Origin of the sequence: Sphingomonas sanguinis, from assembly GCF_019297835.1 — a bacterium.
GTDB classification, from domain to species: Bacteria; Pseudomonadota; Alphaproteobacteria; order Sphingomonadales; family Sphingomonadaceae; genus Sphingomonas; species Sphingomonas sanguinis_D.
In genome coordinates, this window is sequence record NZ_CP079203.1 from 1,292,386 (window position 1) to 1,318,450 (window position 26,065).

General features: G+C 65.5%; 27 protein-coding genes and 1 pseudogene. 11 read left to right on the top strand and 17 right to left on the bottom strand.

What is annotated here, in order from left to right; genetic code table 11:
* The first annotated feature begins 108 nt into the window (after positions 1 to 108).
* On the top strand, positions 109 to 822 hold the full coding sequence (locus KV697_RS05755; RefSeq protein ID WP_219020465.1) for a ParA family protein: 714 nt from the start codon (positions 109 to 111) through the stop codon (positions 820 to 822).
* On the top strand, positions 819 to 1,577 hold the full coding sequence (gene aat / locus KV697_RS05760; protein WP_219020466.1) for a leucyl/phenylalanyl-tRNA--protein transferase: 759 nt from the start codon (positions 819 to 821) through the stop codon (positions 1,575 to 1,577). The genes KV697_RS05755 and aat overlap by 4 nt, the downstream gene beginning before the upstream one ends.
* A gap of 35 nt (positions 1,578 to 1,612) precedes the next feature.
* Here the strand turns inward: aat and KV697_RS05765 are convergent.
* From KV697_RS05765 to KV697_RS05785, 5 genes and pseudogenes are all read right to left on the bottom strand, one after another.
* Positions 1,613 to 1,846, bottom strand: a pseudogene (locus KV697_RS05765) (DUF2155 domain-containing protein); the annotation flags it as partial.
* Positions 1,847 to 2,049: 203 nt separating this feature from the next.
* Positions 2,050 to 2,442, bottom strand: a complete 393-nt coding sequence (locus KV697_RS05770; protein ID WP_219020467.1) for an NADH:ubiquinone oxidoreductase subunit NDUFA12 — start codon at positions 2,440 to 2,442, stop codon at positions 2,050 to 2,052.
* A 473-nt stretch (positions 2,443 to 2,915) separates the two neighbouring features.
* Entirely contained in the window at positions 2,916 to 3,407 is a 492-nt protein-coding gene (locus KV697_RS05775; RefSeq protein ID WP_257575636.1) for a DUF192 domain-containing protein, read from the bottom strand.
* The gene (locus KV697_RS05780; protein ID WP_219021269.1) at positions 3,404 to 3,973 is read right to left on the bottom strand and encodes a cold-shock protein; all 570 of its coding nucleotides are present in this window, start codon (positions 3,971 to 3,973) and stop codon (positions 3,404 to 3,406) included. Before KV697_RS05780 ends, KV697_RS05775 begins: the two co-directional genes overlap by 4 nt.
* A gap of 132 nt (positions 3,974 to 4,105) precedes the next feature.
* Positions 4,106 to 4,594, bottom strand: coding sequence for a regulatory protein RecX (locus KV697_RS05785; RefSeq protein ID WP_257575638.1), 489 nt, complete (start codon positions 4,592 to 4,594; stop codon positions 4,106 to 4,108).
* A 171-nt stretch (positions 4,595 to 4,765) separates the two neighbouring features.
* Here KV697_RS05785 and KV697_RS05790 point away from each other — a divergent pair, with 171 nt between their 5' ends.
* Positions 4,766 to 6,520, top strand: a complete 1,755-nt coding sequence (locus KV697_RS05790) for a fatty acyl-AMP ligase (protein ID WP_219020469.1) — start codon at positions 4,766 to 4,768, stop codon at positions 6,518 to 6,520.
* A gap of 107 nt (positions 6,521 to 6,627) precedes the next feature.
* Positions 6,628 to 6,936 carry a hypothetical protein gene (locus tag KV697_RS05795; RefSeq protein ID WP_257575639.1) on the top strand — a complete coding sequence of 103 codons (309 nt, stop codon included), beginning with the start codon at positions 6,628 to 6,630 and terminating at the stop codon, positions 6,934 to 6,936.
* 18 nt (positions 6,937 to 6,954) lie between these two features.
* Here the strand turns inward: KV697_RS05795 and KV697_RS05800 are convergent, their stop codons facing one another.
* Both KV697_RS05800 and KV697_RS05805 read right to left on the bottom strand, forming a co-directional pair.
* A complete protein-coding gene (locus KV697_RS05800; protein WP_219020470.1) occupies positions 6,955 to 7,293 on the bottom strand; it encodes a DUF3140 domain-containing protein in 339 nt (112 codons plus the stop codon).
* 47 nt (positions 7,294 to 7,340) lie between these two features.
* Positions 7,341 to 8,723 (bottom strand): hypothetical protein, encoded by a 1,383-nt coding sequence (locus KV697_RS05805; RefSeq protein ID WP_219020471.1) that lies wholly within the window; start codon positions 8,721 to 8,723, stop codon positions 7,341 to 7,343.
* A 146-nt stretch (positions 8,724 to 8,869) separates the two neighbouring features.
* Here KV697_RS05805 and KV697_RS05810 point away from each other — a divergent pair, with 146 nt between their 5' ends.
* Positions 8,870 to 9,418, top strand: coding sequence for an isochorismatase family protein (locus KV697_RS05810; RefSeq protein WP_219020472.1), 549 nt, complete (start codon positions 8,870 to 8,872; stop codon positions 9,416 to 9,418).
* Between the two features lie 164 nt (positions 9,419 to 9,582).
* Here KV697_RS05810 and lpdA read toward each other — a convergent pair whose 3' ends face one another.
* The 4 genes from lpdA to KV697_RS05830 all read right to left on the bottom strand — a co-directional run bounded on the left by lpdA (position 9,583) and on the right by KV697_RS05830 (position 13,012).
* Positions 9,583 to 10,995 (bottom strand): dihydrolipoyl dehydrogenase, encoded by a 1,413-nt coding sequence (gene lpdA, locus KV697_RS05815; RefSeq protein WP_219020473.1) that lies wholly within the window; start codon positions 10,993 to 10,995, stop codon positions 9,583 to 9,585.
* A 62-nt stretch (positions 10,996 to 11,057) separates the two neighbouring features.
* Positions 11,058 to 11,453 (bottom strand): acyl-CoA thioesterase, encoded by a 396-nt coding sequence (locus KV697_RS05820; RefSeq protein WP_219020474.1) that lies wholly within the window; start codon positions 11,451 to 11,453, stop codon positions 11,058 to 11,060.
* Entirely contained in the window at positions 11,450 to 11,662 is a 213-nt protein-coding gene (locus KV697_RS05825) for a hypothetical protein (protein WP_058743830.1), read from the bottom strand. The genes KV697_RS05820 and KV697_RS05825 overlap by 4 nt, the downstream gene beginning before the upstream one ends.
* A gap of 18 nt (positions 11,663 to 11,680) precedes the next feature.
* Positions 11,681 to 13,012, bottom strand: a complete 1,332-nt coding sequence (locus tag KV697_RS05830) for a pyruvate dehydrogenase complex dihydrolipoamide acetyltransferase (RefSeq protein WP_219020475.1) — start codon at positions 13,010 to 13,012, stop codon at positions 11,681 to 11,683.
* Between the two features lie 129 nt (positions 13,013 to 13,141).
* Between KV697_RS05830 and KV697_RS05835 the strand changes: the two genes are divergently transcribed.
* Positions 13,142 to 13,597, top strand: coding sequence for a universal stress protein (locus KV697_RS05835; RefSeq protein WP_219020476.1), 456 nt, complete (start codon positions 13,142 to 13,144; stop codon positions 13,595 to 13,597).
* Between the two features lie 138 nt (positions 13,598 to 13,735).
* Here KV697_RS05835 and trxB read toward each other — a convergent pair whose 3' ends face one another.
* Positions 13,736 to 14,704, bottom strand: coding sequence for a thioredoxin-disulfide reductase (gene trxB / locus KV697_RS05840; RefSeq protein ID WP_219020477.1), 969 nt, complete (start codon positions 14,702 to 14,704; stop codon positions 13,736 to 13,738).
* 119 nt (positions 14,705 to 14,823) lie between these two features.
* Between trxB and KV697_RS05845 the strand changes: the two genes are divergently transcribed.
* From KV697_RS05845 to fdhD, 3 genes are all read left to right on the top strand, one after another.
* The gene (locus KV697_RS05845) at positions 14,824 to 17,112 is read left to right on the top strand and encodes an FdhF/YdeP family oxidoreductase (RefSeq protein ID WP_219020478.1); all 2,289 of its coding nucleotides are present in this window, start codon (positions 14,824 to 14,826) and stop codon (positions 17,110 to 17,112) included.
* On the top strand, positions 17,109 to 17,615 hold the full coding sequence (mobA, locus tag KV697_RS05850) for a molybdenum cofactor guanylyltransferase (protein ID WP_219020479.1): 507 nt from the start codon (positions 17,109 to 17,111) through the stop codon (positions 17,613 to 17,615). Before KV697_RS05845 ends, mobA begins: the two co-directional genes overlap by 4 nt.
* A gap of 199 nt (positions 17,616 to 17,814) precedes the next feature.
* Positions 17,815 to 18,621, top strand: a complete 807-nt coding sequence (fdhD, locus tag KV697_RS05855; protein WP_257575640.1) for a formate dehydrogenase accessory sulfurtransferase FdhD — start codon at positions 17,815 to 17,817, stop codon at positions 18,619 to 18,621.
* Positions 18,622 to 18,625: 4 nt separating this feature from the next.
* On the opposite strand, the gene KV697_RS05860 is transcribed toward fdhD, so the two are convergent.
* Positions 18,626 to 19,804 (bottom strand): GGDEF domain-containing protein, encoded by a 1,179-nt coding sequence (locus tag KV697_RS05860; RefSeq protein ID WP_219020481.1) that lies wholly within the window; start codon positions 19,802 to 19,804, stop codon positions 18,626 to 18,628.
* Between the two features lie 512 nt (positions 19,805 to 20,316).
* On the opposite strand from KV697_RS05860, the gene KV697_RS05865 reads away from it, so the two are divergent.
* Positions 20,317 to 21,057, top strand: coding sequence for a helix-turn-helix domain-containing protein (locus KV697_RS05865; RefSeq protein ID WP_219020482.1), 741 nt, complete (start codon positions 20,317 to 20,319; stop codon positions 21,055 to 21,057).
* 446 nt (positions 21,058 to 21,503) lie between these two features.
* Here the strand turns inward: KV697_RS05865 and KV697_RS05870 are convergent, their stop codons facing one another.
* From KV697_RS05870 to KV697_RS05885, 4 genes are all read right to left on the bottom strand, one after another.
* Complete coding sequence (locus tag KV697_RS05870; RefSeq protein ID WP_219020483.1) at positions 21,504 to 21,788, bottom strand: hypothetical protein; 285 nt, start codon at positions 21,786 to 21,788, stop codon at positions 21,504 to 21,506.
* Entirely contained in the window at positions 21,788 to 22,027 is a 240-nt protein-coding gene (locus KV697_RS05875; protein ID WP_257575641.1) for a hypothetical protein, read from the bottom strand. The genes KV697_RS05870 and KV697_RS05875 overlap by 1 nt, the downstream gene beginning before the upstream one ends.
* 95 nt (positions 22,028 to 22,122) lie before the next feature.
* A complete protein-coding gene (locus KV697_RS05880; RefSeq protein ID WP_306822689.1) occupies positions 22,123 to 22,992 on the bottom strand; it encodes a phage portal protein in 870 nt (289 codons plus the stop codon).
* On the bottom strand, positions 22,913 to 25,042 hold the full coding sequence (locus KV697_RS05885; RefSeq protein WP_445190558.1) for a terminase large subunit domain-containing protein: 2,130 nt from the start codon (positions 25,040 to 25,042) through the stop codon (positions 22,913 to 22,915). Before KV697_RS05885 ends, KV697_RS05880 begins: the two co-directional genes overlap by 80 nt.
* A 159-nt stretch (positions 25,043 to 25,201) precedes the next feature.
* Here KV697_RS05885 and KV697_RS05890 point away from each other — a divergent pair, with 159 nt between their 5' ends.
* On the top strand, positions 25,202 to 26,038 hold the full coding sequence (locus KV697_RS05890) for a GPO family capsid scaffolding protein (protein WP_219020485.1): 837 nt from the start codon (positions 25,202 to 25,204) through the stop codon (positions 26,036 to 26,038).
* Positions 26,039 to 26,065: the final 27 nt, after the last annotated feature.

Sequence of the window (26,065 nt, forward strand, 5' to 3'; positions counted from 1 at the left end):
TCCTTGGCGTCGCTTGATCGACGATAAGGACTTGATCGAAAACCGGCCGGCGGGGATATCTCCGTCGGCCTTTTTTTATGGGCCAAATGGGAGGTCGGAAACCAAGCCGTGGCCGCGATCGCGATCTACAGCCTGAAGGGGGGCGTCGGAAAGACCAGCATGGCGGTCAATCTGGCCTGGTGCGCCGCCAGCCTGTGCGCGCGCCGGACCCTGTTATGGGATCTCGACCCGCAGGCCGCCTCGACCTGGCTGCTGGGCGGGCCGGCGCATAGCGACCGGGCGCAGGCCGCCTTCTCCCGCGACATTCCCGTCGAGCGGCTGGTCCGCCAGACCGACATCCCGCGCCTGTCGCTGATCGGCGCGGACGATTCGCTGCGCGGCCTTGACCTGCTCTTCCATACGATCGACAAGAAGAAGCGGCTGGGCAAGCTGATCGACGGGCTGGACGATTATGACAGCGTGATCCTGGACTGCCCGCCCGGCCTGACCGAGACGACGGAGCAGGTGCTGCGCGCGGTCGACCTGATCGTGGTGCCGGTCGTGCCCTCCGCGCTCGCCACCCGCGCGCTCGAGGTGGTGGACGGCCATGTCCGGGGCCGCGTGCCGCTGCTCCCCGTACACGTCATGGTCGACCGCCGCCGCCGCCTCCATGCCGAGGCGCTGGCCGCGCATCCCGACTGGCCGGTCATCCCGATGGCCAGCCTGGTCGAGGCGATGGGTGAACATCGCGCCCCCGTCGGCGCCTTCGCCCCGCGCAGCAGCGCCGCCAGGGCCTATGCCGATCTGTGGCGCAGCGTCGAGCGGCGACTGGCCGGGGGATGAGCCGCCGCGACGCCCCCGGCGCCGTCGAACGGCTGACCCCGCATCTGGTGCTGGGCGCCTATGCGGTCGGGGTGTTTCCCATGGCGGACACGCGCGACACCGATCATGTCTATTGGGTCGAGCCGCGCAAGCGTGCCGTCCTGCCGCTCGACGGTTTTCATCTGTCGCGCTCGCTGCGCAAGACGGTGGCGAAGGACCGGTTCCGCGTGACCGCCGACACCGCCTTCGAATCGATCATCCGCTTGTGTGCCGAAAGCGTCCCGGACCGACCCGAGACGTGGATCAACTACGCCATCGAGCGGGTGTTCATCGACCTGTTCGACATGGGCTTTGCCCATTCGATCGAATGCTGGGACGGTGACGAGCTGGTCGGCGGGCTGTACGGCCTGTCGCTGGGCCGCGCCTTTTTCGGCGAGTCGATGGTCAGCCGTCGCACCGATGCGTCGAAGGTCGCCCTGGTCTGGCTGGTCGCCCGCTTACGCGCCGGGGGATACAGCCTGCTCGACTGCCAGTTCCAGACCAGCCATTTGTCGACCATGGGCGCGGTCGAGATCGGGCGTGAGGATTATGTCGCGCTGCTGTCCGACGCGTTGGCGGGCGTGGTCGCGCCGGGCGCGTCCGCCGCGGGCGTATCGGCCTCGGGCGATTTCGCGGCGCTCGACCGCTTGGGAGCGGCGCCGGGCAGCGAGGCGGGAACCGTCTCCGGCCCCGTTTCGGGCCAGGACATCGTGCAGCTCTTGGCCCAGACGTCATAGACCGGGTGGAGCACGACGTTGAGCGCAGGCCGCTCCTTGTAGAGCCAGCCTGAAAATACCCGCTGCCACCGTTGATCCGCACCACGCACGTCGAGTTGGACGAAGGCGCCGGTCAACTGCTCCGGCTCCCACGACGCCGTCTTCTCGCAGGCACGGAGGCGCACGACGACATCGCCAACGCGAACCGCCTGGCCGGGTTTCAGCGTCAGGTCGCGCGAGATGCCGTTGCGCTTGTTGAGCAGGCCGATCACCGCGACGCGCTCGGCCATCGGGGTGCCGCCGCTGGGCAGGTTCGCCTGCGCGCCGTCGACCGATTCGATCCCCGATGCAGCGCCGGGGCTGTCGGGCAAAATCTGGCTGACCGCCGATTCGGTGGAATCACCGCCGCGATCGGTCAGCGCCTGATAGCCGAACCAGCCACCGACCCCCAGCAAGGCGACCAGCGCACCGCTGGCCAGCCAGCGCGACGTCTTCACCCCTCGGGGGTCCAGGCTTCGTAGTCGCCGGTCGCAGCCTGACGCTGGCCACCCTTTTCGAGCGCACCCGACGGACGATAGGCCATGGCCGTGCCAGTCATGTTCGGCATGGCGGGCTTCTGCCACGCGCGGCGCGGCGGCAGCGAACGGTCGGGCACATCGTCGACCTGATGATGCAGCCAGCTGAACCATTCCGCCGGAACCCGGCTGGCATCGTTCGAGCCGCTATAGATCACCCAGCGGCGCGGGCGACCGGCGGTGTCGCTGCCGCCCTCGTAATAGACGTTGCCATGCGCGTCCTCGCCAACCTGCGCCTTGCCGCGCAGACCGAACCAGGTGCCGATGGTGGCGCCGTTCCACCAGGTGAAGGGGTTGAGGTTGATGCCCATGACGCGCCGTGTAGCCCGGCTCTCGCCGCCCTTCAACTGCGTTCGTGTCTGGCGAGGCTTGGGGGCTTGGTCATTCCTCCACCTGAGGTGCCCTCTTTTCGACCGGAAAGACGGGGCCGGGGCGCATGGCGGTAGGCGACACGCTCGGTGAGACACCTTGCCCACCCCCAACCCCTCCCGCCTGCGGGAGGGGAGAAGCGCTTGGCACTAAGACGTCTCATTAAGCCCCTCCTCCCGGCAGGGGGGAGGGGTTTGGGGTGGGGGCATGCCGCAAGCGACAGTCTCGGTGAGACACCGGCCCTCCCCCGCCCCAGTTTAAGGTAAACGATGCCCCGCATCGTTTAGGCCATGCCGGAGGCATGACCGACCTGAAACTCGCCTGCGGGAGGGGAGAAGTGCGGGGCAAGGCACCTTCGCATGCCCCCCACCTGCGAAAAGGCAGCGGCTTGGTTTAAACGGTCTACCTCAGGCGATCACTTCGACCAGGAAACCGAATCGCCCTCCGATATCCCCAGTTCCGCCGAGCGCCCGCCGACCAGCTCCAGCACCGCCGCGATCGGCTCGCCCGAGGGGATCTGCGCCTCGCTGAACGGCACGGTATTTTCCGCGATCCGCGCGATCGTGCCGTCGGCGCGGATGAACAGGATGTCGAGCGGCGTCGGCGTGTTCTTCATCCAAAAGCTCGCCGCGCGCGGCCCGCCGCCTTCGGGCGGATAGGGCGCGAACAACATGCCGCCATCGGGTTTCAGGTCGGTGCGGTACATCAGCCCCTGCGCCTGCTCGGCGGCGGTGCGCGCGGCCTCGACCTGGAACCGGTGCTCGCCCTGCGCCGTCCTGATGGTGACGGGCACCGTCGCGACCTGGCGCCCCGCCTGCCCCGCCGCTTCGGAAGACGATTTCTCCGCCGAACACCCCGCCAACCCGGCACCGGCCAAGGCCAGCGCCATCACACTCATCCGTATCATCCGGCTCCTCTCGGCGTCACGACGACCGCCAGGGGACCTTTCGGCCCCTCGACCACGCGCGCCGCCAGCGGCTGACCCGGTTCGACGTCCAGGATTCCGCCGCGACGCAGCGTCTCCATATGGACGAAGACGTCCGCGCCGTCACGGTCTCGCAGCAGAAAGCCATAGCCTTTCAGCCGATTGAACCATTTGACCGCGACCTGTTCGGGGTCCCCCGCTTCACCGACCAGCGCCACCGGATCGATCCGGTCGGGCGAGCGGGGCCGCTTGGGTAGTTCCGGCACCGCATGGGTCAGGTCGATGGTCAGCACCTCGCGCGCCTGATAGCCGCGACCGCCGCGCGCACCGAGCAGCTCGACGCGCGCGCCCTCGGGCAGACTGCGCCGCCCATGCGCCTGCAACACAGAGAAGTGCACCAGCACATCCCCGTAGATCGGATCGTCCGCCACCACGAAGCCGAAGCCCCGCGTCACGTCGAACCATTTCACGACCCCCGCCAGCCTTACGGCCGTTTCCGCCGTTTCACTGTCGATGCCGCCCCCTTGATTTGGCGTTTCTTCCAGCATCATCGCACCCTTGTGCCCGAACGCTAGCATCATTGTTCGCACTCGCAATGCAATGACGTTCGCTTTTTTGCTGGTCCGGAGTGGGACGATGCCCGGAAAATTGAGGCTGGCGCCGTATATCGTTGCGCTGGATCAGAAATCCTCGTCGCCCAGCATCTCGCCGGGCGCCGCCGATACGATCCGGCGCGACACATCCATGGCATGTCCGGCGCGCATCATCGCCGCGAACTGCTTTTCGCGGGTCGGACGATCGACCTCCTCGGTCCCGTAAGGCCCGATTCGCCGCCGCCGGGCAAAGGCGAGCGCGGCCTCGCGCGCCGCCCCGGCCACCTGGGGCGCGATCGCCTCATGATCCTCCGCCCCGACCCGCGCGGCGTGCAGCGCCTGCGCCACGCGGCGCGCGCCCATGCCCCGCCGGGCGAGCGAGGCGGCCTTGGCCTCCGCATAGGCGCGGTCGTCGATATAGCCGAGTTCCACCATGCGCGCCGCCAGCCCGCGCGGGTCCGGCGCGCCCTCCCCCGCCCAACCGCGTTCTCGCAGCTTGCGCGTCAGATAATCGACCAGCTTGCCTTCGGTAGTGGCAAATCGCTCCACATAGCGTAGCGCAAGATTTTCCAGCATTCTGGGGTCAAGGGGTTTGGGCGGGCGACGATCGGCGGACACGCCTTGTTTGTGCCACACTGACACCGGATTTAGAACGCGGGAAGCCGCCATTTCTTGGTGGAAAAGAATCACTCGCCCCCGCGCGTTCATTGGCGGCGGCGCAAAAGCATAAGGAACGAAGGCAAGGCCATGACGATCGAGCACCATCAGGACGACGCGCGCGCCATCATCGCGACGCCGACCGAGGATGCGCTGCCGCGCCGCTTCGCCGACTTCGATACGCTGGGCGAAGCGCTGGACTATGCTGCCTCGGGCACGCGCGGCCTGAACTTCCACGATGCACGCGGAACGCTGACCCGCCCCTATCCCTTCGCCGAGCTGCGCGAGGATGCGCTGACCTGCGCGCGTCGCCTGATCGCCAGCGGCGTGAAGCCGGAAGAGCGGGTCGCGCTGGTCGCCGAGACGGGGCCGGAATTCGCCGCCCTGTTCTTCGGCGTGGTCTATGCGGGTGCGTGGCCGGTGCCGCTGCCGCTGCCGACCTCGTTCGGCGGGCGCGACAGCTATATCGAACAGCTTCGCGTCCAGCTGGCCAGCTGCGACCCCAAGATGCTGATCTTCCCGCCCGAACTGGCCCAGATGGCGGGTGCCGCCGCCGAGGCCGCGGGCGTCGAGGGGATCGACTGGGACAGCTTCGCCACCCGCGAGGCGCCCGAGGCGACGCTGCCCGAGGCCAAGTCGGACGCGATCGCTTATCTGCAATATTCCAGCGGCTCGACCCGTTTCCCGCATGGCGTGGCGATCACCCATCATGCGCTCCTGAACAATCTGGCCGCCCACAGCCATGGCATGAAGATCCAGGAAAGCGATCGCTGCATCTCATGGCTGCCCTGGTATCACGACATGGGTCTGGTCGGTTGCTTCCTGTCGCCGATCGCCAACCAGGTCTCGACCGATTATCTGAAGACCGAGGATTTCGCGCGGCGTCCGCTGGCATGGCTGGACATGATCAGCCGTAATCCTGGTACCTCGGTCAGCTATTCGCCGACCTTCGGCTATGACATTTGCGCGCGCCGCATCTCGTCGCAGACCAAGGCGTCGGACCGTTTCGACCTGTCGCGCTGGCGTCTGGCGGGCAATGGCGCGGACATGATCCGCCCCGACGTCATGCAGTCCTTCGTCGACGCGTTCGCCGATGCGGGCTTCCAGGCGACCGCCTTCCTGCCCTCCTATGGCCTGGCCGAGGCGACGCTGGCTGTGTCGATCATGCCGCCGGGCGAAGGCATTCGCGTCGAGCTGGTCGAAGAGACGCAGCTTTCGGGTGGCGCGCAAGGCACCGACCGGCCGCAACGTTTCCGCGCCATCGTCAATTGCGGCAAGCCCGCGCGCGACATGGTGATCGAGATCCGCGAAGAGGACGGCACCCCCCTGCCCGACGGCGCCATCGGCAAGGTATGGTGCAAGGGCCCGTCGGTCATGGTCGGCTATTTCCGCGACCAGGCCGCGACCGATGCCTGCATGGTCGACGGCTGGCTCGACACCGGCGACATGGGCTATATGTCCAAGGGCTATATCTACATCGTCGGCCGCGCCAAGGACATGATCATCGTCAATGGCCGCAACCACTGGCCGCAGGACATCGAATGGGCGGTCGAGCAGCTGCCGGGCTTCAAGGCGGGCGACATCGCCGCCTTCGCCATCACCACGCCGGGCGGCGAGGAAACCCCCGCCGTGCTGGTCCAGTGCCGCAGCTCGGACGATGAGGAGCGCCTGCGCCTGCGCGACGAAATCCGCGAGCGCGTGCGCGCGGTGACGGGCATGAACTGCGTGATCGAACTGATCCCGCCGCGCACCCTGCCGCGCACCAGCTCGGGCAAGCTGAGCCGGGCCAAGGCGCGCAACCTGTATCTGGCGGGCGAGATCAAGCCCTACGACGTCGCGGCCTGATCCTGCCGATCCGAATGGGAAAGAGAAGGCTCGGTCGAAAGACCGGGCCTTTTTCATAGAGTTACAAAAGTCCGTTCGCGCACCCATGGACGCTTGATACGTCTGCAATGCTGACGCATCCTGCCGCGATCCAAGGGGAGACGACCGGCATGAACTACGCCCGCGCAATGATGATGACCCTGGCCGTCATGGCGACCGCCGCCCCGGCCCTCGCGCAATCGGAACAGGCGGCGGAGAAGCCCAAGGTCAAGAAGACTTGTCGCTCGCTGACACCGACCGGCTCGCTCCTGCCCACCCGTGTCTGCAATACTGAGGCGGAATGGCAGAAGTTCGACGGCATCGGCCAGCAGGGCGTGGGTGAGTTTCGCCGGGCGCTGAACATGACCAGCACGAACGAGCGCAGCCGCCCCAACTGAGCGACCGACCGGCCTCGCTCAATCCTTCAGCGGATCATGGCCCCAGTTCATCAGCGAATAGCGCCAGGGCGAATGTTCGACATCCTTGTCCGGTCCGCCCTGTTTCAGATGCCGGTGAACATAGCCGACGACCTTCTTCATATGGGCATAGTCGTCGTCGGTCAGATCGGCCTTCTTCTTGCGCTTGATCTCCACGATCCGGCGACCCGATTCATGCCCGACGCTCTCGCTTGACCCGCCCTTCTTCTGGCCGACGTCCTGCGACTCGTCGGTGTCGAGAAATTTCTCCAGCTCGGCCGGGGCCATGTTCACGGCCTCCTTGAAATCGGCATAAACCTGCTCGTGATCCTCGGCCATATGCGGCTCCTTTCGGGGCGCTCAACGTCGGGCACGGGCTTTGGGGTTCAGATCAGCATAGCGTCATAGCTTTGCGGCGGCAGCGGCAGGGTGGCGCGCGCGATCCCGCCGACGATCAGCACCACCACCAGCACCGCCCCCGTTACCCGGACGATCCGCCTATCGCCATGCCAGGGCTTGGCGATAATCAGCCCCAGCGCGCAGGCGACGATCGGCCAGAGATGATAGCGAAAGTCCGACGCCACGCTGATGACAAGGAAGCTCACCTCCAGCCCCAGCGCCGAGCCGAACAGCGCCCCCGCAAAGCCATCCCCGCGTGTCACCGCCAATCCTCCGGCGGCCACCACCAGCCAGACGATCGGCCACATGATCGGCGTGTCGACCCAGGGACTTGCCATCTTCTGCCAGGCGAGCGCTGTCCGGCCCGGCAGGCCCAGATGATCGTCGTTCGGCTCGCTGCCCTGCGGCGGCGCGGCGTTGATCCAGCGCGCAGGTACCCAGAAGCGCCAGGTTGAGTTCAGATGCGCTAGCCGCTGTTCCGCATAGGCCAGCGGATGATGCAGGATGGCGGGCACGAGCTTGGCATAGATCTGCCCCGGCGGGGTCGTCTCGAACCGCTGAAGCACGGTGCCGCAGCGGGCAGGCTCGCCCAGCGGGTCCCAGAAGAAGGGCTTCACGCAATGCCGGGCGCGTATCTCGGCGACCTCGGCGGGCGACAGCCCCATCCGGGGATCATAGGGCAGCCGCACCGCGATCCCCGCCAGATCGTACAGCGCCTGGGTCCGCGCGACGCCGCTGTCCGCCGCGCCCAGCAGCCGGTGGTTGATGAATGGCGCCACCGCCAGCGTCGCGAGGGTCAATGCGACGGTGATCGCGATGCGGCGCGGCCAGCGCTCCGTCACCAGCAGCGCGACGAGCGGTGCGATCGCGAAGATCGCATTGGCGCGCACCAGCGCGGCATAGGCGAGCAGCAGCCCCGCCGCGACCCAGGCTCCGCGCGGCACCGCCTGCCCGCGCAACCGCCACCAGCCGATGATCCCAACCGCACCCAGCGTCGCGCCGGTCATCTGCGCATCCTTCAGGATCGCCACCTGCCAGCCGAGCCAGGGCGGGACCAGTCCGACCGCCAGCACCATCAACGCCGCACGCGGCCGCCGGTCGACGATCGCCGCCGCCAGCGCGCCCAGCCCCAGCCACCAGCCGGCCAGTTGCAACACCAGCATCGGCCCTGCGCCGTTTGGCACGAACAACGACCACAGTCGCGCCATGATCGGCGGGTGCCAATCGTTGTAATGCCCGGTCAGCGCCTGCTCATATTGGCCGACGCTGTCATATTGGACGAAGCCCGGCGCGAAGATGGCGACGCTCAGCCCGAACAGGATCAGGGCCGAGACAATGATGCGCAAACGATGGCTATGGGCTCGGGTCATGACGGATGCGACCGATGCGGCCAAAGCTTGATGTTTCGCAAGCGGAATGCGCTAGGTCGCATCCTGTCGGCGTCATCGGAGGGCCGATCCGGTTGTCGATGGCCCTGGAGGCGCCTAACCGACATGCTCGCAACGGGGGAAAACGTATGGACACCGACACCGCACTGGTCATCATCGACATGCAGATGGAGATGCAGCACCGGATCGATGCCGGGCAGCCCCATATCAACCCGCATGCCCCCGCGGCCATAGCGGCGCTGGCGGCGGCGTTTCGTGACGCCGGGCATCCCGTCATCCATGTCCGCCATGCCGAGGGGGATTCGACCTCGCCCCTGCATCCCGATGCACCAGGCTATCCGCCCATGGAATGCGCGCGCGAGCGGCCCGGCGAGGCGGTGTTCGTAAAGTGCAGTTCCTCGGCCTTTGCGACCACCGGGCTGGAAGCGCATCTGCGCGAACGGGGGATTGCGCATATCCATGTCGTGGGGGCCGTGGCGGGGTTCTGCGTCAACTCCACGGTGCGTGCCGCCTCGGACCTGGGGTTTCGCGTGACGGTGGTGCGCGACGCGGTGATCGGGTTCGACCTGCCCTCTGCCGGGTTGGAGGCCGGGGTGATCTTCGACGTCACCATGGGGTTGCTCGCGGCGGATTTCGTCGCGGTGGCGGGGAGTGAGGCGGTCTTGGCTCGGTTGTGAGGGTTTCCCTTGGCCTTCGACTTCGCTCAGGCTGAACGGAGCGAGGGAATCGGGCTGACTCCCAAACGCCGTTCAGCCTGAGCGAAGTCGAAGGCCACGCTACCCCCCAAAGAAAAAGGGGCCCGCCACAGCGAACCCCTTCCCCATAACCTCAATCCCGAAAATCAGATGTGCAGCGCACGCCCATAGGCGGCCAGCACCGACTCGTGCATCGATTCGGAAATGGTCGGGTGCGCGAACACCGTTTCCATCAGCTCGGCCTCGGTCGTCTCCAGCTGGCGGGCGACGACATAGCCCTGGATCATCTCGGTCACTTCCGCGCCGACCATGTGCGCGCCCAGCAATTCGCCGGTCTTGGCGTCGAACACGGTCTTCACAAAGCCTTCCGCCTCGCCCAGCGCAATCGCCTTGCCGTTGCCGATGAAGGGGAACTTGCCGACCTTCACCTGATAACCGGCTTCCTTGGCCTTCGCCTCGGTGAAGCCGACGCTGGCGACCTGCGGGCGCGAATAGGTGCAGCCCGGAATGTTGCCCTTGTCCATCGCGTGCGGGTGGACGTCCTTGTTGCCCAGCGCCTGCGCGATGGCCTCGGCGGCGATCACGCCCTCATGGCTCGCCTTGTGCGCAAGCCACGGCGCGCCGGTCACGTCGCCGATCGCCCAGATGCCTTCGACGTTCGTGCGGCAGAAGCCGTCGGTCTTGATGTGACCGCGATCGGTGGCGATGCCCAGCTTTTCCAGGCCGATATTCTCGGTGTTGGGGACGATGCCGATGGCGACGATCGCGTGGCTGAATTCGGCGGTTTCGACCTTGCCGTCCGGACCCTTCATCGCGGCCTTCACGCCCGAGGCCGTCGCTTCCAGCTTCTCAAGGCCGGTCTTGGTCTTGATGGTCATGCCGAACTTGGTCAGCTGCTTGGTCATGAACTCGCTGACTTCGGCGTCCTCGACCGGCATGATCCGGTCGAGCATCTCGACGATGGTCACTTCCGCGCCCATGTCGTTGTAGAAGCTGGCGAACTCGACGCCGATCGCGCCCGAGCCGATGACCAGCAGCTTGGTCGGCATGGCAGGCGGGACCATCGCGTGGCGATAGGTCCAGATGCGCTCGCCATCCGCCTTGGCGAAGGGCAGGTCGCGCGCACGCGCGCCGGTCGCGACGATGATGTGCTTGGCGGTCAGCTCGGTGGTCTTGTCACCCTGGACGACCGACAGCTTGCCCTTTCCGGTGATGGTGCCGACACCCTCATGGACGGCGACCTTGTTCTTCTTCATCAGGCCCTTGACGCCCGCGTTGAGCTGGCCCGCCACCTTGCGGCTGCGGTCGACCACCTTGTCGAGGCTGAACGAGGGCTTTTCGACCGACAGGCCGTATTGCGCGGCATGGGTCATGTAGTGATAGACCTCGGCCGAGCGCAGCAGCGCCTTGGTCGGGATACAGCCCCAGTTGAGGCAGATGCCGCCCAGCCGCTCGCGCTCGACGATCGCGACCTTCAGGCCGAGCTGGCTCGCGCGGATCGCCGCGACATAGCCGCCGGGACCCGAGCCGAGGACGATAAGGTCGTAAGTGTCAGCCACTTTGATCTTCCTTCTGAACGCGCGCCTTGGCGGTGCGTGGGGGTGCGACCCCCGAGTAAATGTCAGTTTTTCGCCGGGTCCATCGGCGGAACGGTGCGCGGCTTGCGGTCCTTGTCGGTAGCGACGAAGACGAAGCGCGCCTGGGTCACCTTGGTCGCGTCCTCCATGTGGCGGGCGCGGCGCCAGGCTTCGACCTCGATGGTCATCGACGTGTTGCCGACGCGGACGAGGGTGGCATAGACCGACACCTCGTCGCCGACGAGCACGGGGGCGTGGAACTTCATCCCCTCCGCCGCGATCGTGACCGCACGACCGCCGGAGTGGCGCGACGCCACCGAACCCGCCGCCAGATCCATCTGGCCCATCAGCCAGCCGCCGAAGATGTCGCCGTACGGATTGGCGTCCGACGGCATGGCGGTGACGCGGATGGTGGGGTGCTGATCGGGAAGCGTGCTCATTGTTCGCTATGCCTGCGGGCCATGCGGTCGGCGATGCGCGCGCGGTGGAGCGGGCCGATGCCCATCGCCACCGTCGCAAGCGCCGCGCCCGCGCCGCACCACCAGATTTCGGTGCGCGCGAGCGGATAGGCCCAGGCGGCGGCCCAGGTCATGACCAGCGCCGCCACCAGCCCCAGGCCGATATAAAACAGCTCGATCCCGACCCGCATGGCCCCCGCCCTATCCTATCAGGCCAGCATGGCGAGCGGACGCTCGACCAGTTCCTTGAACACCTTCATCAACTCGGCGCCGTCGGCCCCGTCGATGGCACGGTGGTCAAAGCTGCCGGTCGCCGACATGACGGTCGCCACGCCCAGCTGGTCGTCGACGATGTACGGACGCTTCTCGCCCGCGCCGATCGCCAGGATCATGCCCTGCGGCGGATTGATGACCGCCTCGAACTGCTTGATGCCGAACATGCCCATGTTCGAGATCGAGGCCGTGCCGCCCTGGAATTCATGCGGCTGCAGCTTGTTGTCGCGGGCGCGGGTGGCGAGGTCCTTCATCGTGGTGGAGATGGACGACAGCGAACGCGTATCCGCCTCCGACACGATCGGAGTGATCAGGCCCGCCGGGGTCGACACCGCGACCGAGATGTCGGCGCGCTTGAAGCTGATGAGCTGGTCCGGCGTGAACATGACGTTGCACTTCGGCACCGCCATCAGCGACACGCCCAGCGCCTTGATCAGCATGTCGTTGACCGACAGCTTCACGCCGCGCGATTCGAGACCGGCGTTCAGCTCGCCACGCAGCTTGAGCAGCGCATCGAGACGGATATCCACCGTCAGGTAGATGTGCGGAACCTGCTGCTTCGATTCGGTCAGGCGACGCGCGATCGTCTTGCGCATGTTCGACAGCTTCGACGCTTCGTGCGGGATGTCCGGCACCTGCGCGGGCTTGGGCGCAGCGGCGGGAGCCGAAGCGGTTTCCGCCGGAGCCGATGCGGCAGGAGCAGCGGCCTTGGCCTGGCCCGGCTGCGCGTTCTCGACATCGACCTTCACGATACGGCCGTTCGGGCCCGAGCCGGTCAGCGCCGACAGGTCCAGGCCCTTTTGCGAGGCGATGCGGCGCGCCAGCGGGCTGGCGATCGCGCGGCCGTTTCCGGCCTTGCTGCCCGAATCGGCGGGCTTGCCGTGATCCTCGGCCTGCTCGAGCGTGCGCTCGGCGGGCTTGGCTTCGCTGCCGGTCTTGTTGGGATCGGTCGGGTCGGTCGGCATGGGGTTGGCCGGAGCCGGGGTTTCCGACTTGGTGGGCGCCTGGACCGACGAGGCATCCTCGCCCTCTTCGGCCAGGATCGCGATGACGGTGCCGACCTTCACATTGTCGGAGCCCTCGGAGACGAGGATCTTGGCGATGACGCCTTCGTCCACCGCCTCAAATTCCATGGTGGCCTTGTCGGTTTCAATCTCGGCCATGATATCGCCGGACTTCACCGTGTCCCCTTCCTTCACCAGCCATTTGGCCAGCGTGCCTTCCTCCATGGTCGGCGACAGCGCGGGCATCTTAATCTCGATCGACATGGAGGTCCTCTCGGGGAAAACGAATTCCGTAGCGGCCCGTCTCTTGCGCCCGAATTGCGCTCGGTCAAGTCATGGCCTTGCACGAAATACTAAGTAACGGCATCCGTGGTACACAATTTGGGGGCCGCCATGCGTATCTATCTGGTCGTGATCGACGACAGTCCGGAATCGAAAATCGCATTGCGCTTCGCCGCGCGGCGTGCGGTGAAGACCGGCGGCGGGGTCGAAATCTTGACCGTGTTGCCGCCGCAGGAGTTCATCGCGTTCGGCGGCGTACAGGCGACGATCGAGGACGAAGCTCGCCAGCAAGCCGAGGCGCTGCTTGCCAGCGCGGCGGGCACGATCCTGGACGAATCGGGCCTGCGCCCTTCGATCACCGTGCGCGAGGGCGACGGGCCGAAGGTGATCCGCGAGATCATCGCGGCCAATCCGGATATCGCCGCGCTGGTGCTGGGCGCGGCGGCGAGCGGCGCGCCGGGCAAGCTGGTCAGCCACTTTTCCGGCACCGACGCAGGCGCCCTGCCCGTGCCGATCATGATCGTGCCGGGGTCGCTGACGCCCGAAGCGATCGACCGGCTGAGTTGATCTTAAAATCCTCCCCGGCACGGGGAGGTGGCAGCCCGCAGGGCTGATGGAGGGGGGCTTCCACATAGGTCGCACCTTGCGGCGATCCCCCTCCACCATGCTGCGCATGGTCCCCCTCCCCTTGCAGGGGAGGATTTTTTACTCCGCCGCCTTGGCCAATTCCTCGAACTCGGCCGCTGCCAGGAAGCGTTCGGCATCCAGTGCAGCCATGCAGCCGGTGCCCGCCGCCGTCACCGCCTGGCGGTACACCTTATCCGCCACGTCGCCGCAGGCGAAGACGCCCGGCACGCTGGTCCGGGTCGAGCCCGTCTCGACCGCGATATAGCCGTCCGAATCCAGCTCCAGATGCCCCCGGAACAGCTCGGTTGCCGGATGGTGGCCGATCGCGACGAAGCCGCCCTCGACATCCAGGCGACTATGCTCGCCCGTCACCGTGTCGAGCAGGTCGAGCGCGACGAGCCCTGCATTGCCGCCGCCGTCGACGAACTCGCGGACTTCCTTATTCCACAGCACCTTCACGTTCGGGTGCGCGAACAGCCGCTCCTGCAGGATACGCTCGGCCCGCAGCGAATCGCGGCGGTGGATCAGCGTCACGTCGTCGCTATGGTTGGTCAGGTAGAGCGCCTCTTCGACGGCGGTGTTGCCGCCGCCGATCACCGCGACCTTCTTGCCACGATAGAAGAAGCCGTCGCAGGTCGCGCAGGCCGACACGCCCTTGCCCTTCATCGCCTCTTCGCTGTCGAGGCCCAGCCACTTGGCCTGAGCACCCGTCGCGATGACCAGAACCTCGCCCTCATAGACATCGCCGCCATCGCCGATCAGGCGGAACGGGCGGTTCGTCAGGTCCACTTCCGTGATCGTGTCCCACATCATCCGCGCGCCGACATGCTCGGCTTGGCGTTGCATCTGCTCCATCAGCCAGGGCCCCTGGATGACGTCGGCGAAACCGGGATAATTCTCGACATCGGTGGTGGTGGTCAGCTGGCCGCCCGGCTGGATGCCCTGCACCACGATCGGCTGCATGCCCGCACGCGCGCCATAAATGGCGGCGGAGAGCCCGGCGGGGCCCGAGCCGAGGATGAGCATACGCGTGGTGTGGGTGGTCATGTCCGAGTCCTGTGAAACGATTTGCCTCCAGATAGGCGCTGCTCGTCCAAAAATGAACCGCTTCCCATGCGGCCAATCGGCGCTAGCTTCGTTCATCGTTGCAAGTGGAGATTTGCCCGATGCGCGACGACGACGATGTGAAGATCACTGAATATACCGCCCCCGCCGGCGGTTGGGGTTCGATGAAGGGCATGGCCAAGATCCTTCCCAAGGAGGGGCTCGGCCCGGAGACGCTCGACACGCTGCGTCGTCAGAACAAGCCCGGCGGCGTGATGTGCGTGAGTTGTGCCTGGGGCAAACCGGCCAAGCCGCATATTGCCGAGTTCTGTGAGAACGGCGCCAAGGCGACCGCATGGGAACTCAGCAGCCTGCGCGTCACGCCGGATTTCTTCGCCAAGCATAGTGTCACGGAGTTGGAGGCATGGCCCGACCATGACCTGGAACAGGCCGGCCGCCTGACCCATCCGATGCGGTACGACCGCGCGTCGGACAAATATGTCGCGGTCAGCTGGGACGAGGCGTTCGCCGCCATCGGCGCCAAGCTGAAGGCCTGCGATCCGACCAAGGTGGTGCTCTACGCCTCGGGCCGCGCCAGCCTGGAAACCTCGTTCATGTATTCGCTGTTCGCGCGGATGTGGGGGCAGCAGAACCTGCCCGACAGCTCGAACATGTGCCACGAGACGACCTCGGTCGGCCTCAAGTCCGCCATCGGATCGCCCGTCGCGACGATCCAGATGGAGGATTACGACAAATGCGACGCGATCTTCTCCTTCGGGCAGAATGTTGCGACCAACGCGCCCCGGATGCTCCACAACCTGCAAGCCTGCGCCAAGCGCGGGGTGGAGATCGTGACCTTCAATCCGCTGCGTGAGCGCGGTTGGGAGCGCTTCGCCTCGCCGCAGAACCCCGTCCAGATGCTCACGGGTAGCTCGACCGACATCTCGACGCAGTATCATCAGGTGAAGGCGGGCGGCGACATCGCCGCGCTGACCGGCATCTGCAAGCTGGTGATCGAGGAGGACGACCGCGCGGTGGCGAAGGGCACCAAGCGCATCCTCGACCATCATTTCATCGAGCAGCACACGACCCGGTTCGAGGATTTCGCGAACTACTGCCGCAACGCCGCGTGGAGCGACATTATCCGCGATTCAGGTCTGACCCGCGACGCGATCGAACAGTCGGCGCGCGTCTATATGAAGTCGGAACGCGTGATCGCGGTGTACGGCATGGGCATCACCCAGCACCGCTATGGCATCGACGCGCTTCACATGATCGTGAACCTGCTCCTGCTGCGCGGCAATATCGGGCGCGAGGGGGCCGGACCGGGCCCGGTACGCGGGCACAGCAACGTTCAGGGTCAGCGCACGGTCGGCATCACCGAGAAGACCGAACTCGCCCCCGTCGAGCGGCTGAAGGAGCTGTTCGAATTCGAGCCGCCGACCGAAAATGGCTGGGACACGGTCGAGGCCTGCCGCCAGATCATCGCGGGGACGGCGCAGGGCTTCGTCCAGCTCGGCGGCAACTTCCTGCGCGCGACGCCGGAACATGCCAAGATGAAGGCGGCGTGGAGCAAGCTGCCCATCACCGTCCACATCGCCACCAAGCTCAACAAGAGCCATCTGGTGCCCGGCGAAGAGAGCTATATCCTCCCCTGCCTCGGCCGGTTGGAGACGGACATGCAGAAGGGCGGTCGCCAAGCCGTATCGATGGAGGATTCGTTCAGCCATATCTATGGCTCGGTCGGCAAGGCGACGCCCGCCGCCGATACCTTGCTGTCCGAACCCGCCATCGTCGCTGGGATCGCCAAGGCGGTGCTGGAACCCAACCCGAACGTGCCGTGGGACGAGTGGGTCGGCGACTATGGCCTGGTCCGCGACGCGATCGAGAATGTCTATCCTGACAAGTTCGCCAACTTCAACGAACGGTTGTTCGAGCCGGGCGGCTTCTGGAAGGGCAATCCCGCCTCGCACCGGAAGTGGGAGACGGAGAGCGGCAAGGCCGAGTTCAACGTGCCGCGCGCGATGGACGCCTCGGGCATCACCCCCGCCGAGGGACGGATGCGGCTCATCACGCTGCGCTCCAACGACCAGTTCAACACGACCATCTATGGCTATGACGATCGCTTCCGGGGGATCAGCGGGACACGGATGGTCGCGATGATGAACAAGGCCGATATCGCGCGGCTGGGCCTGACCGATGGCCAGACCATCGCGCTGGAGGGCGACGCCGATGACGGTGAGGAGCGCGTGGTCGAGGGGCTGCGGGTGGTCGAATACAACATCCCCGAAGGTTGTATCGGCGGCTATTATCCCGAGCTCAACTATCTGATCCCGCTGGAGCATCATGCGCTGGAAAGCCATGTCCCGGCAGGCAAGTCGGTGCCGGTGAAGGTCCGCATCCCCGCATGAGCATATTGGGTGCGGTCCTGACGGGAGGGCGTTCGTCGCGCTTCGGGTCGAACAAGGCGGTCGCAGTGCTGGGCGACCGGACGCTGGTGGCCCATGCCCGCGCGACGATCGCCCCGCACTGCGCGCGTGTGATCCAGGTCGGTGGCGCCGATGGGGTGCCGGACATGCCCGCCCCCGGCCTGGGGCCGCTCGGCGGGATCGCGGGGGCGCTGGATTATGCGGCGAGCCATGGCTTTCGCTGCGTCCTGACCATCGGATGCGACATGCCGCGCCTGCCCGAAGGGCTAATCGAGGCGATACTGTGGCGGGAGCCGAGCTATTGCCGGGATGCGCCGGTGCTGGGGCTGTGGCCCGCCGCGCTGGGCGCGCATCTGATGGCGCATCTCTCGCTGGGACAGGATCGTTCGGTGCGCGGCTGGGTCCGCGCGATCGGGGCCATCCCCATCGCCTCGCCCGAGCCGATCGCCAATATAAACACACCCGCTGATCTCGCCGCGCTGTGAGGCGGAAGCCAAGGTTCTTGACCGCTTTCCTCCCCTTGCAGGGGAGGTGGCAGGGCGAAGCCCTGACGGAGGGATGTCGCGGTCAGAGAGCGCAGACCGCCCTCGCGAGCGGGGATACCCCTCCACCATGCTTCGCATCGTCCCCCTCCCCTGCAAGGGGAGGAATGGCCTCGGCCGCGACAGGATCGGGCGTTCTTCGTTGAGCGTTACCCATGATCCCGCTCGCCCGCTGACGCTGATCCGCCTGTCCTCGGATGGCGCCACAGCTTCGATCGAACGCGAGGTTGCCGTCGAGTGCCCGGTCGCGATCGAAGTGGACGGGTTCGGCTATGCGGTGATGATGATGACGCCCGAGCGGCTGGAGGATTTCGCCACCGGCTTCCTCCTGACCGAAAGGCTGGTCGACGCGCCCGGCGACATTCTGGCCATCGAACCCTTTGCGGCGGAGAGCGGCTGGATCGTTCGCGTGACGCTGGCCGAGCATCTGCGCGGGCGGATGCAGGACCGGGTCCGCCACCGCACCAGCGACACCAGTTGCGGGCTATGCGGGCTGTCGGGGCTGGAGCAGATCGCCCGTCCCGTCACCAAGCGCCCTCCCCGACCCCAGGTGGGCGTCGAGGCTCTGTTCCGGACGCTGGGCACGATTCGGGCGCATCAGCCGCTCAATGCCCGGACGGGCGCGGTTCATGCCGCCATCGCCTGCGACGGGGTCGGTATGGTGCTGGCGGCGGCGGAGGATGTCGGGCGGCACAATGCCCTCGACAAGCTGGTCGGCACGCTGGCGCGCGAGGCGGCGCTGCGCCCCGACTTCATCCTCGTCACCTCGCGGATCAGCTATGAAATGGTCGACAAGGCGCTGGTGGCCGGGGTCGGCCTGCTGGTCGGAATATCCGCGCCGACGAGCTTGGCAATCGATCATGCCCGCGCGCATGGTCTGAGCCTGATCGCGCTCGCCCGACCCGATGCGATGCTGGTCGCGCACGATCCGCACGGCTGTTTCGCCTGACGGATCAGCCCGTGGCGAGCCTCGGCATCTCTGTCCAGTCGATGCCTTCGCGCTCGGCGGAGCGGTCGATGGGCTCCTGTAAGATCCGGTCACGCCCGGCCCGCTTGGCGCGGTAGGCGAGTTGGTCGCCGCGGGCGATCATGCCCTCCAGCGTCTCGCCTGCCCGGTGATGCACGATGCCACCGCTGACCGTGAGAGCGGGCAGCCCCTGTGCGGCGAAGAGGTGGAGGGCGTCGCGAAGCGCATCGCCCAGCCGCATCGCGCGATTGTCCGTTCCGTTGCTGTGAGCGTCGGGGATGAGGATGGCGAATTCCTCGCCACCCATACGCACCGCCAGCATGTCGCGCGCGGCAATATCCCGCAGGACACGGGCGAAGGCGACCAGCACCGTGTCGCCCATCGCATGGCCATGACGGTCGTTGATCGCCTTGAAGTGATCGAGGTCCAGGACCAGGGCGTGCAACCCCTCTCCACGCAGCATCGCCTCGGCCATCATGCGCGGCCCGACGCGGTGCAGCCCCCGCCGGTTGGCAAGGCCGGTCAGCGGATCGGTCTCGGCATCGAGAATGGTCTCCTCCAGCGCCTTCTGGATCACCAGCAGCAGCAGGCACAGGCCCGCCCCGACCAGCAGCACGCCGGTCGAAATCTGCGAGATGGCGGCATAGACACTGCCCAGATAGACCTTGGGCGTGGCCCCCGACCCCAGCGACAGGACCAGGAACGGCTTGATCAGGAAATGCGCGCCGATGGCCCCGAATATGCCGATCAGCATGGCGCGGATTGGCCCGGTCTGCTCGATCCGGCACGCCGCCAGCATGACCACCGCGGAGCCGATGGCGAAGGGAAGCTGGAACAGCAGCTCATAGGGCATGGTGTTGCGCGGTCCGCCCCAGATCGCCAGCCGCAGCGCCATCCCGGCGCCCCATAGCAACAGCGCAAACCGCCAGGGCGGCCGATGTCCGACAAAGGCCTGGATACCCACCGCCATCATCAGGATGCCGCCCAGGAATACGCCGTAGCCAAGGATCGAAAATAGCGCGACCTGATCGGTATAGAGAACCAACAGGTGGCAGATGGGCGTCAGGAACCCGAACAGGTAACTGACCATGAACCAGACCGTCGCCCGCTGCCGCGCATAGGACAGCGCGATCACGCCGTAGGTCACGACGAAAAGCGCCGCCATGCAGCTATTGGCTATCAAGGCGTAGACAGCGGCATTCACGATCTTTGACCAACGCTCCCCTGGGAAATCGTGACGCAGACCTATTCGGCAGAGGGAAAGGAGAGGTTAAGGCGCAGCACACGCCCCGGGCCCCCAGGCCTTGTCCCTCTCCAAACAGGTGGGAGGATATAGGAGTCGGGAGCGATATGCCATGCGGGCCAGGGGCCGAATCCACGAAATGTGATCAATCCAGATCATTTTCCTGACGGAAAGATCGCGCCAAGGCGTATGCGACGCGAGGCGTAAAGCCTCCCATCCGCGCGCAAATCGGACGATTGCGGGGCGACGGGGGCCACTATCATAATAGGGGAAAATACACCGGGTGGTAGCGAAGGAGGGACTTGAACCCCCGACACGCGGATTATGATTCCCCAAGAAGGCGTTGAATAAACTCGGCTTTTTTCCCAAATCAGGGAAAAACCACCCGTGCAAAATCAATGGGTTAGCAGCCGCCTTCCAACCGGATACGCCGCATGACCGCGCGATTCGGGGATCTCGCCGCTTCCATTCTTTCGACCACGCCAGGCCACCGCAAGGAAGGCGATGCGACCGATCCGGTGCGCCGGGGAAGCTTCCACGAAGATAGCCGCCAAGCAAAGCCTTGGCGCCGACACGGCGATGGCGACAGGCGGAAGTGGAATGTCTTCAAGGGCGCAGCGCTCGGCGCCTTCGACAAGCTGTACAAGGCGCACTGTCTCCAGCTGCGCCAGGAGCGTGCCGATCGCCGTGCAGGAAAGCGCGACGACGTGATCGATCCACGCAAGCGGTTGCACGGCGACGATCGCGCGGTCCTCGCCTATATGCTCGATCGCTTCAATCACATGACCGGCGAGCTTTTCCCCCGGATCGACACCATCGTCGACGCGGTCGGTAAGAGCGAGGGCTATGTAAAGGCAGCGCTGGCGCGGCTTCGCGATTTCGGCTTCCTCTGCTGGGTGCGCCGCACCAAGACCAAGGAGGGCTCCGAGGGGCAGGCCGGTCCGCAGCTGGAGCAGACCTCCAACGCCTATTATTTCGCCTGGGGCGAGAAGCTCGTCCAGGAGGCCAAGGGCGCATTCCAGAATCTGTTGACGATCGGCCTGAAGAAGCTCCGCGCTGCCACGGGCATCGCCAAGCCCTCCTGGCCCACTGACCCCGCCCTCTCGGCCGCCCTCGCCGGGGTCCGCGATGGGCTCGATCGCCGCGATGTTGTCATACCTAGCGCAAAGACATAATTTGCCCGCTACCCGGTGGAAGATTTAATATAAAAAGGAAACGCTTCGCGTTGCGCAGTTAGATGGCAACCCTTCTCCTAAACCGACCGGATTTTACCGTACCCGATCGCCAAGCCCTGGCGGATGGGAGCGTCGGCTATGCCGACGCGGTGCTGCCTGGGGAGCAGCAAGCGGCTTTTGCACGCTCTTCCCACAGGACGCCCGCCTAGCGCATCTGGGTGCATCAGGATGCATCACGCCCTGATGCCTCTTTTCGCCTCTGTACGCCCCGGAAAACCGAGCTGCATCAAATCTCGACAATGCATCAAAAGCGACCAAAAAAGCAGGCGGGCGAGGCGGGGGGTCTTGCGCGGAAATCGGGGTCGCGACTTTTTCGAGCGATTTTGTGTAATATTATTACATATAATAAAATTACAATGATTTTGAAACAATATTGCCCGGATTTGTTATACGATTTCTTTGATTGTGCCGGGTGGCAGCACGTCGAACAAGTGAGGTTCGTCCTGACCCCAGCGCCCCTCTCGGTTGCCTATGCGGTCCCGAATCGCACTAGGCCGAAGGATCACCGCCTCGTTGAACGGTGTGCCCATGACGCGCGTCAATATGTCCTCGACCATCCGATCGAGTTGCGTGTCGACCTCGATCCCGAACCTCTTCTTTTCGGTCCGCTTATACAGCCCAAGCGCTATGCGCAGCGTAAGGCGCAGGTGATCGCGCGACACCCGGTCCATTAGAACGACATCCAATCAAGCTCCGCATCATCGAGCGCCGCGAAGGCATCGCCATCGGCTCCCATGTCGCGCAGGCGCTGGCGGACCTGGTCCGGCGTCCCAGTGCGAGGAAAGCCGCGATCAGCGCGCGCGGCCGCCGCGATCGGGTCGATCCAGTCGCCGCGATCCTTTTGCGCCATTAGCCAGGCGCCAAAGGGCTCCTGGGCCTGTCCATACTCAGCGAGCATCATCACCTCCATCGACTCGACAGAGGTAGATAATATCAGTGTTCTTATTATGTTCCAATCGGCGACGTGCCGATGCGCGCCCGACCTATGTTAGCCAGGCGTACCGATCAGGCCGCCGGTGCCGCCAACAGCTGTATCGGCATATCCTCGATCGCCTGCCTCGGCTGGACCGCCAGCGCGCCGACCACCTCGTTGATGCGCAGGAAGCGTGACAGCAGCGGGATGATCTCCAGCATCCAGAACATCCCCGTGGCGTCGCGGGGATTGCCAAAAGCCGAGCCCTGGGCGGGCACGATACCCAGGAGCTGAGGCGGCACCCGGTGCGCCGCCAGGACATCATCCCGCGTCGCATTCTTGATTTCCAGGAAGACGTCCTTCGCCCCCTGCTCGGCGACGGGGATAATCTTTAGGCTCCCCTCTTTCCCGGCCGGAGCGTGGACGAAGAGGTTGCGGAAATTGCCGGGCCCCTTCGACGCGCGGAGGGCGGCGCGCAGCTTCGTCGTGTCCCGCTCGTCGATATCGCCGGTGGCATAGAGGATATATCCGGCGTGGCTCCCATTGAGGTAATAGCGACGCCGGAATAGCGTCGCGGCTTCATTCAGCAGCGCCGACTGGATCGCCGAGAGATATTCCGGCGACCCATAGATCTCCTGGTTGATGTCGGGCTGCATGATCTGCACCACCGCCCCGGCCGGATACTCAACCTCCGGCGCACCGCCCGGCACATACCAGAAGACGCCAGGCACGACCCCGCGCCGCATATATTTGGCGGGAAGATAGTCGAGCCGCACCAGGCCACCGAAGCGATTGACGATCTTCAACAGATAGCATTCGCCGAAGACCAGAAAGTCCTGGATCGCCCGCTCGGCCACCGCGCTGGCCAGATAGGGCGACGCCCTAAGCTCGCTGACGACGATATTGCGCTTGAGCAGGATGGCGCTGCTGTGGTGCGGCGACGCATTGAACGACCGCGCCAAGCCGTCGCGGGAGATGGGCGGTTCGTACCAGCGGTCGTTGCGATACACCTGCATGACCGTATCGAGCAGGGTGCGCCGGTCGAGCACCGACTCCGGGTCCCCGAAGGTAAAGGCATCCATGCCCGCCCGATCGGCGACCGCCTGCCCGTTCGTGCCGTCGGAGATAGCCATATTCGCCGTCGAAATCTTCTCCGCCGACGTCATGCGACGGATCTTGGTCTTCTTCGTCACCGAGGATCTCCATGCGCGTCTTGGGTCGGGTCTGACCGTCGAGCGGCTCATTGATGAAAATATGCATCGCCGCCCACGCCATGTCGGCATGGCCGGTATCGTCGGCGCGGCTGGCCTTGAAGGTGATCGCCTTGCCAGACTGGGTCAGCGCCTTTTTGATCGACAGGAATGCGGATTGCAGGTCGGTCCACCCGCCGTCGAATTCGACGCGACCGCGCGAGATCGTGTGCTGCGCCTTCATGACCATCTGCGTCTTGCTCTCCAGCGAATACTGGATCTTGACGACGCCGCGATGCCGATCCTTCAGGATCTGATAGACGCCAGCACCGACGCCCGAGGCGTCGACCCCGACATAGGTGCAATTGTAGCGCTTCAGGCGGGCCAGGATGAATTCGACCTGCTCCTGGAAGTCCGCGCCGCGCAGTTGGTGCTTTTCGATCAGGCGGAATTTTTCATTCGGCCCGTCCGGGGGCAGGGCGATGACCAGAGCGGCATTGTCGCCGTCCGTGCTTTCCTGCGGATCATAGCCCGCCCAGACCTCCCGCTCGCCGACCGGCCGATCGGCGAGCAGATTGATATCGCGCCAGTCGACATCGGCATCGACCGTGCAGCGCTGTAGCTCATTGAATTTGAAGGCGCTCAAGGAGTCGTCGACGAATTGGCACCCGTACAGATTGGCATATTCGTCGGGCGCATTTTCGTCCCGCACCTCGGCCAGGTCGAAAAGGTCGCACCCCTGCGCGGCCGCATCCTCCAGCGTCAGCATGTGGCGCCAGATCCGATCGGCGCCGAGCTGCCCCGCCTTCAGCGCGTCATAGCTGACATCGATCGCGACTTGGTCCGCCTTTTTCCGGCGCCGGTTATAGGCCGCGCCGGTCCACAGCGAATAGGCCTGGTGCGCCACCGTCGACGGGGTCGACAGATACGTCTTCCGCCAATGCTTGTGGCTGGCCATCGCCTTGGCGACCTTGTTCAGCTCCTCGAACCCGAACGTCCAGAAAAATTCGTCGAAATAGAAATTGCCGGTATACCCCTGCGCGGTGCGCGCATTGGTGCCCAGGAAGATCAGCTTGGCGGTCGGCTTATCCTCGGGCAGACCCTCGGCCGAGACGACGATCGGATCGCCCTTCAGCTTGACGCCGACCCGCGCCGCAAATTCGATGATGTAATTCTTGAAGACATGCGCCTGATTTTTTGACGCGGACAGGAATATCTGGTTGCCACCGCCCTTTAACGCGTCGAGCAGTGCTTCGCGCGCGAAATAGAAGGTCGCACCGATCTGGCGCGACTTGAGCACCATGCGCGTGCGCTGGTGCCTGTTCTCCCACCACAACTCATTATATTCGAAATTCTCTTCGTGGAAGATTTCCTCCAGCCGCGCGATCTGATCGGCGGTGAAGTGATTGGCCGGGGCCCTGTCCTTGCGCTCGCCCGCATTGCGATTGGCGACCTTCTCGTTCAGGTCGCCCTCATGCCCGCCCGGCGCCTGATATCGCCGGACACGCGCACCCGCCACGACCTGGCGCATCAGCAGGTCGATTTCCTTGAAATCGCCGCCTGTCTTATTGTCCTTGGCGATCAGCGTGTTGAGGCGGCATTCCAGCGCGTCCTCGATCTTGGACAGCGACGGCGCCTCGTCCCATCGATCGCGCTGCTTCCAGCTTTCGACCGTCGCCCGCTTCAGCCCCAGCTCGTTGGCGACCTGGGTGACGCCCCACCCACGCCAATACAGGCTGCGCGCCTGGCGCTTCGCGTCGACCGGGATCGGCATCGTCGACGCGGGCAGCGGCATGTCATGATCGGGCGGGAGCTTGTCCATCGCCAGGGACGGTAGCCACCGCCCCCCGCCGCCCGCGCCGTCCCGCTTGTGTAGAACGCTGTTCTACACAAGCACCGCGTTGCGCCCAAGCGGCCCTTAGCCCCTGTTCTGGCCTGCAAATCGGCCCGTCCAGGGCGCCAATCAGGGATCGCTACAGCGATGGGCACCAAGAGCAAATTTTTCCGCGCCTTCGTCGAAGGCAACACGATCAGCGACGGCCGCACCATCACCGCCGCCATGATCGATGAGATCGTCGCCACCTTCAACCGCGACACCTACAGCCCACGCATCAATGTCGAGCATATCGCGGGCTACAGCCCCGAGCCGCCCTTCAACGGCTATGGCGACGTCTATGCGGTGAAGGCACAGGACGATGACATCACGGTCGCGGGCAAGACCGAAAAGCGCCGCGCTCTCTATGTCCAGGTCGACGCCAATGACCAGCTGCTCAATCTCGCCGCGACCGACCAGAAGCCCTATCCCTCGGTCGAGCTGACCCCGTCCTATGCGGGCTGTGGCAAGACGGGCATCGTCGGGCTGGCCTTCACCGACAATCCCGCCTCGATCGCGACCCAGCGCCTGCAATTTTCGCGCTCGGCGCCGGGCACCTTCCACGCGCACGGCGCCGAGGCGGTCGCCCTGGAATTCGACGCCGCGCCGATCGACGTCACCAAGCCCGACGGCGCCATCGCCAATTTCTTCAATACGCTGGCGTCGAAATTCGGCCGCCCCGTAGAGGAAAAGCCCAAGGAAGAGCCGAAGCCGAAGCCCCAGCCCGCGAACGACAATGCCTTCGACGCGGGCAATTTCGCCACCGAGGTCGGCAAGACCGTCGCCCAGTCGATCGCCGCAGCCATGAAGCCGGTCACCGACGCCCATGCCAAGCTGGCCGAGGATTTCTCGGCACTCCAGGCGAAGCTGGAAAAGGCCCCGGTCGACACCTTCAGCCGCCCGCCCGCCACCGGAGGCAGCACCGCCGTCCTCACCGACTGCTGATCGGCCCCGCCCGCCCCCGCCCGCAAG

Coding starts and splice junctions, on each gene's coding strand:
- aat (WP_219020466.1), top strand. CDS start 819: ATGAGCCGCCGCGACGCCCCCGGCGCCGTCGAACGGCTGACCCCGCAT.
- KV697_RS05770 (WP_219020467.1), bottom strand. CDS start 2,442: ATGGGCATCAACCTCAACCCCTTCACCTGGTGGAACGGCGCCACCATC.
- KV697_RS05775 (WP_257575636.1), bottom strand. CDS start 3,407: ATGATACGGATGAGTGTGATGGCGCTGGCCTTGGCCGGTGCCGGGTTG.
- KV697_RS05780 (WP_219021269.1), bottom strand. CDS start 3,973: ATGCTGGAAGAAACGCCAAATCAAGGGGGCGGCATCGACAGTGAAACG.
- KV697_RS05785 (WP_257575638.1), bottom strand. CDS start 4,594: ATGCTGGAAAATCTTGCGCTACGCTATGTGGAGCGATTTGCCACTACC.
- KV697_RS05790 (WP_219020469.1), top strand. CDS start 4,766: ATGACGATCGAGCACCATCAGGACGACGCGCGCGCCATCATCGCGACG.
- KV697_RS05795 (WP_257575639.1), top strand. CDS start 6,628: ATGCTGACGCATCCTGCCGCGATCCAAGGGGAGACGACCGGCATGAAC.
- KV697_RS05800 (WP_219020470.1), bottom strand. CDS start 7,293: ATGGCCGAGGATCACGAGCAGGTTTATGCCGATTTCAAGGAGGCCGTG.
- KV697_RS05805 (WP_219020471.1), bottom strand. CDS start 8,723: ATGACCCGAGCCCATAGCCATCGTTTGCGCATCATTGTCTCGGCCCTG.
- KV697_RS05810 (WP_219020472.1), top strand. CDS start 8,870: ATGGACACCGACACCGCACTGGTCATCATCGACATGCAGATGGAGATG.
- KV697_RS05820 (WP_219020474.1), bottom strand. CDS start 11,453: ATGAGCACGCTTCCCGATCAGCACCCCACCATCCGCGTCACCGCCATG.
- KV697_RS05825 (WP_058743830.1), bottom strand. CDS start 11,662: ATGCGGGTCGGGATCGAGCTGTTTTATATCGGCCTGGGGCTGGTGGCG.
- KV697_RS05830 (WP_219020475.1), bottom strand. CDS start 13,012: ATGTCGATCGAGATTAAGATGCCCGCGCTGTCGCCGACCATGGAGGAA.
- KV697_RS05835 (WP_219020476.1), top strand. CDS start 13,142: ATGCGTATCTATCTGGTCGTGATCGACGACAGTCCGGAATCGAAAATC.
- trxB (WP_219020477.1), bottom strand. CDS start 14,704: ATGACCACCCACACCACGCGTATGCTCATCCTCGGCTCGGGCCCCGCC.
- KV697_RS05845 (WP_219020478.1), top strand. CDS start 14,824: ATGCGCGACGACGACGATGTGAAGATCACTGAATATACCGCCCCCGCC.
- mobA (WP_219020479.1), top strand. CDS start 17,109: ATGAGCATATTGGGTGCGGTCCTGACGGGAGGGCGTTCGTCGCGCTTC.
- KV697_RS05860 (WP_219020481.1), bottom strand. CDS start 19,804: ATGGCGGCGCTTTTCGTCGTGACCTACGGCGTGATCGCGCTGTCCTAT.
- KV697_RS05865 (WP_219020482.1), top strand. CDS start 20,317: ATGACCGCGCGATTCGGGGATCTCGCCGCTTCCATTCTTTCGACCACG.
- KV697_RS05870 (WP_219020483.1), bottom strand. CDS start 21,788: ATGGACCGGGTGTCGCGCGATCACCTGCGCCTTACGCTGCGCATAGCG.
- KV697_RS05875 (WP_257575641.1), bottom strand. CDS start 22,027: ATGGAGGTGATGATGCTCGCTGAGTATGGACAGGCCCAGGAGCCCTTT.
- KV697_RS05885 (WP_445190558.1), bottom strand. CDS start 25,042: ATGGACAAGCTCCCGCCCGATCATGACATGCCGCTGCCCGCGTCGACG.
- KV697_RS05890 (WP_219020485.1), top strand. CDS start 25,202: ATGGGCACCAAGAGCAAATTTTTCCGCGCCTTCGTCGAAGGCAACACG.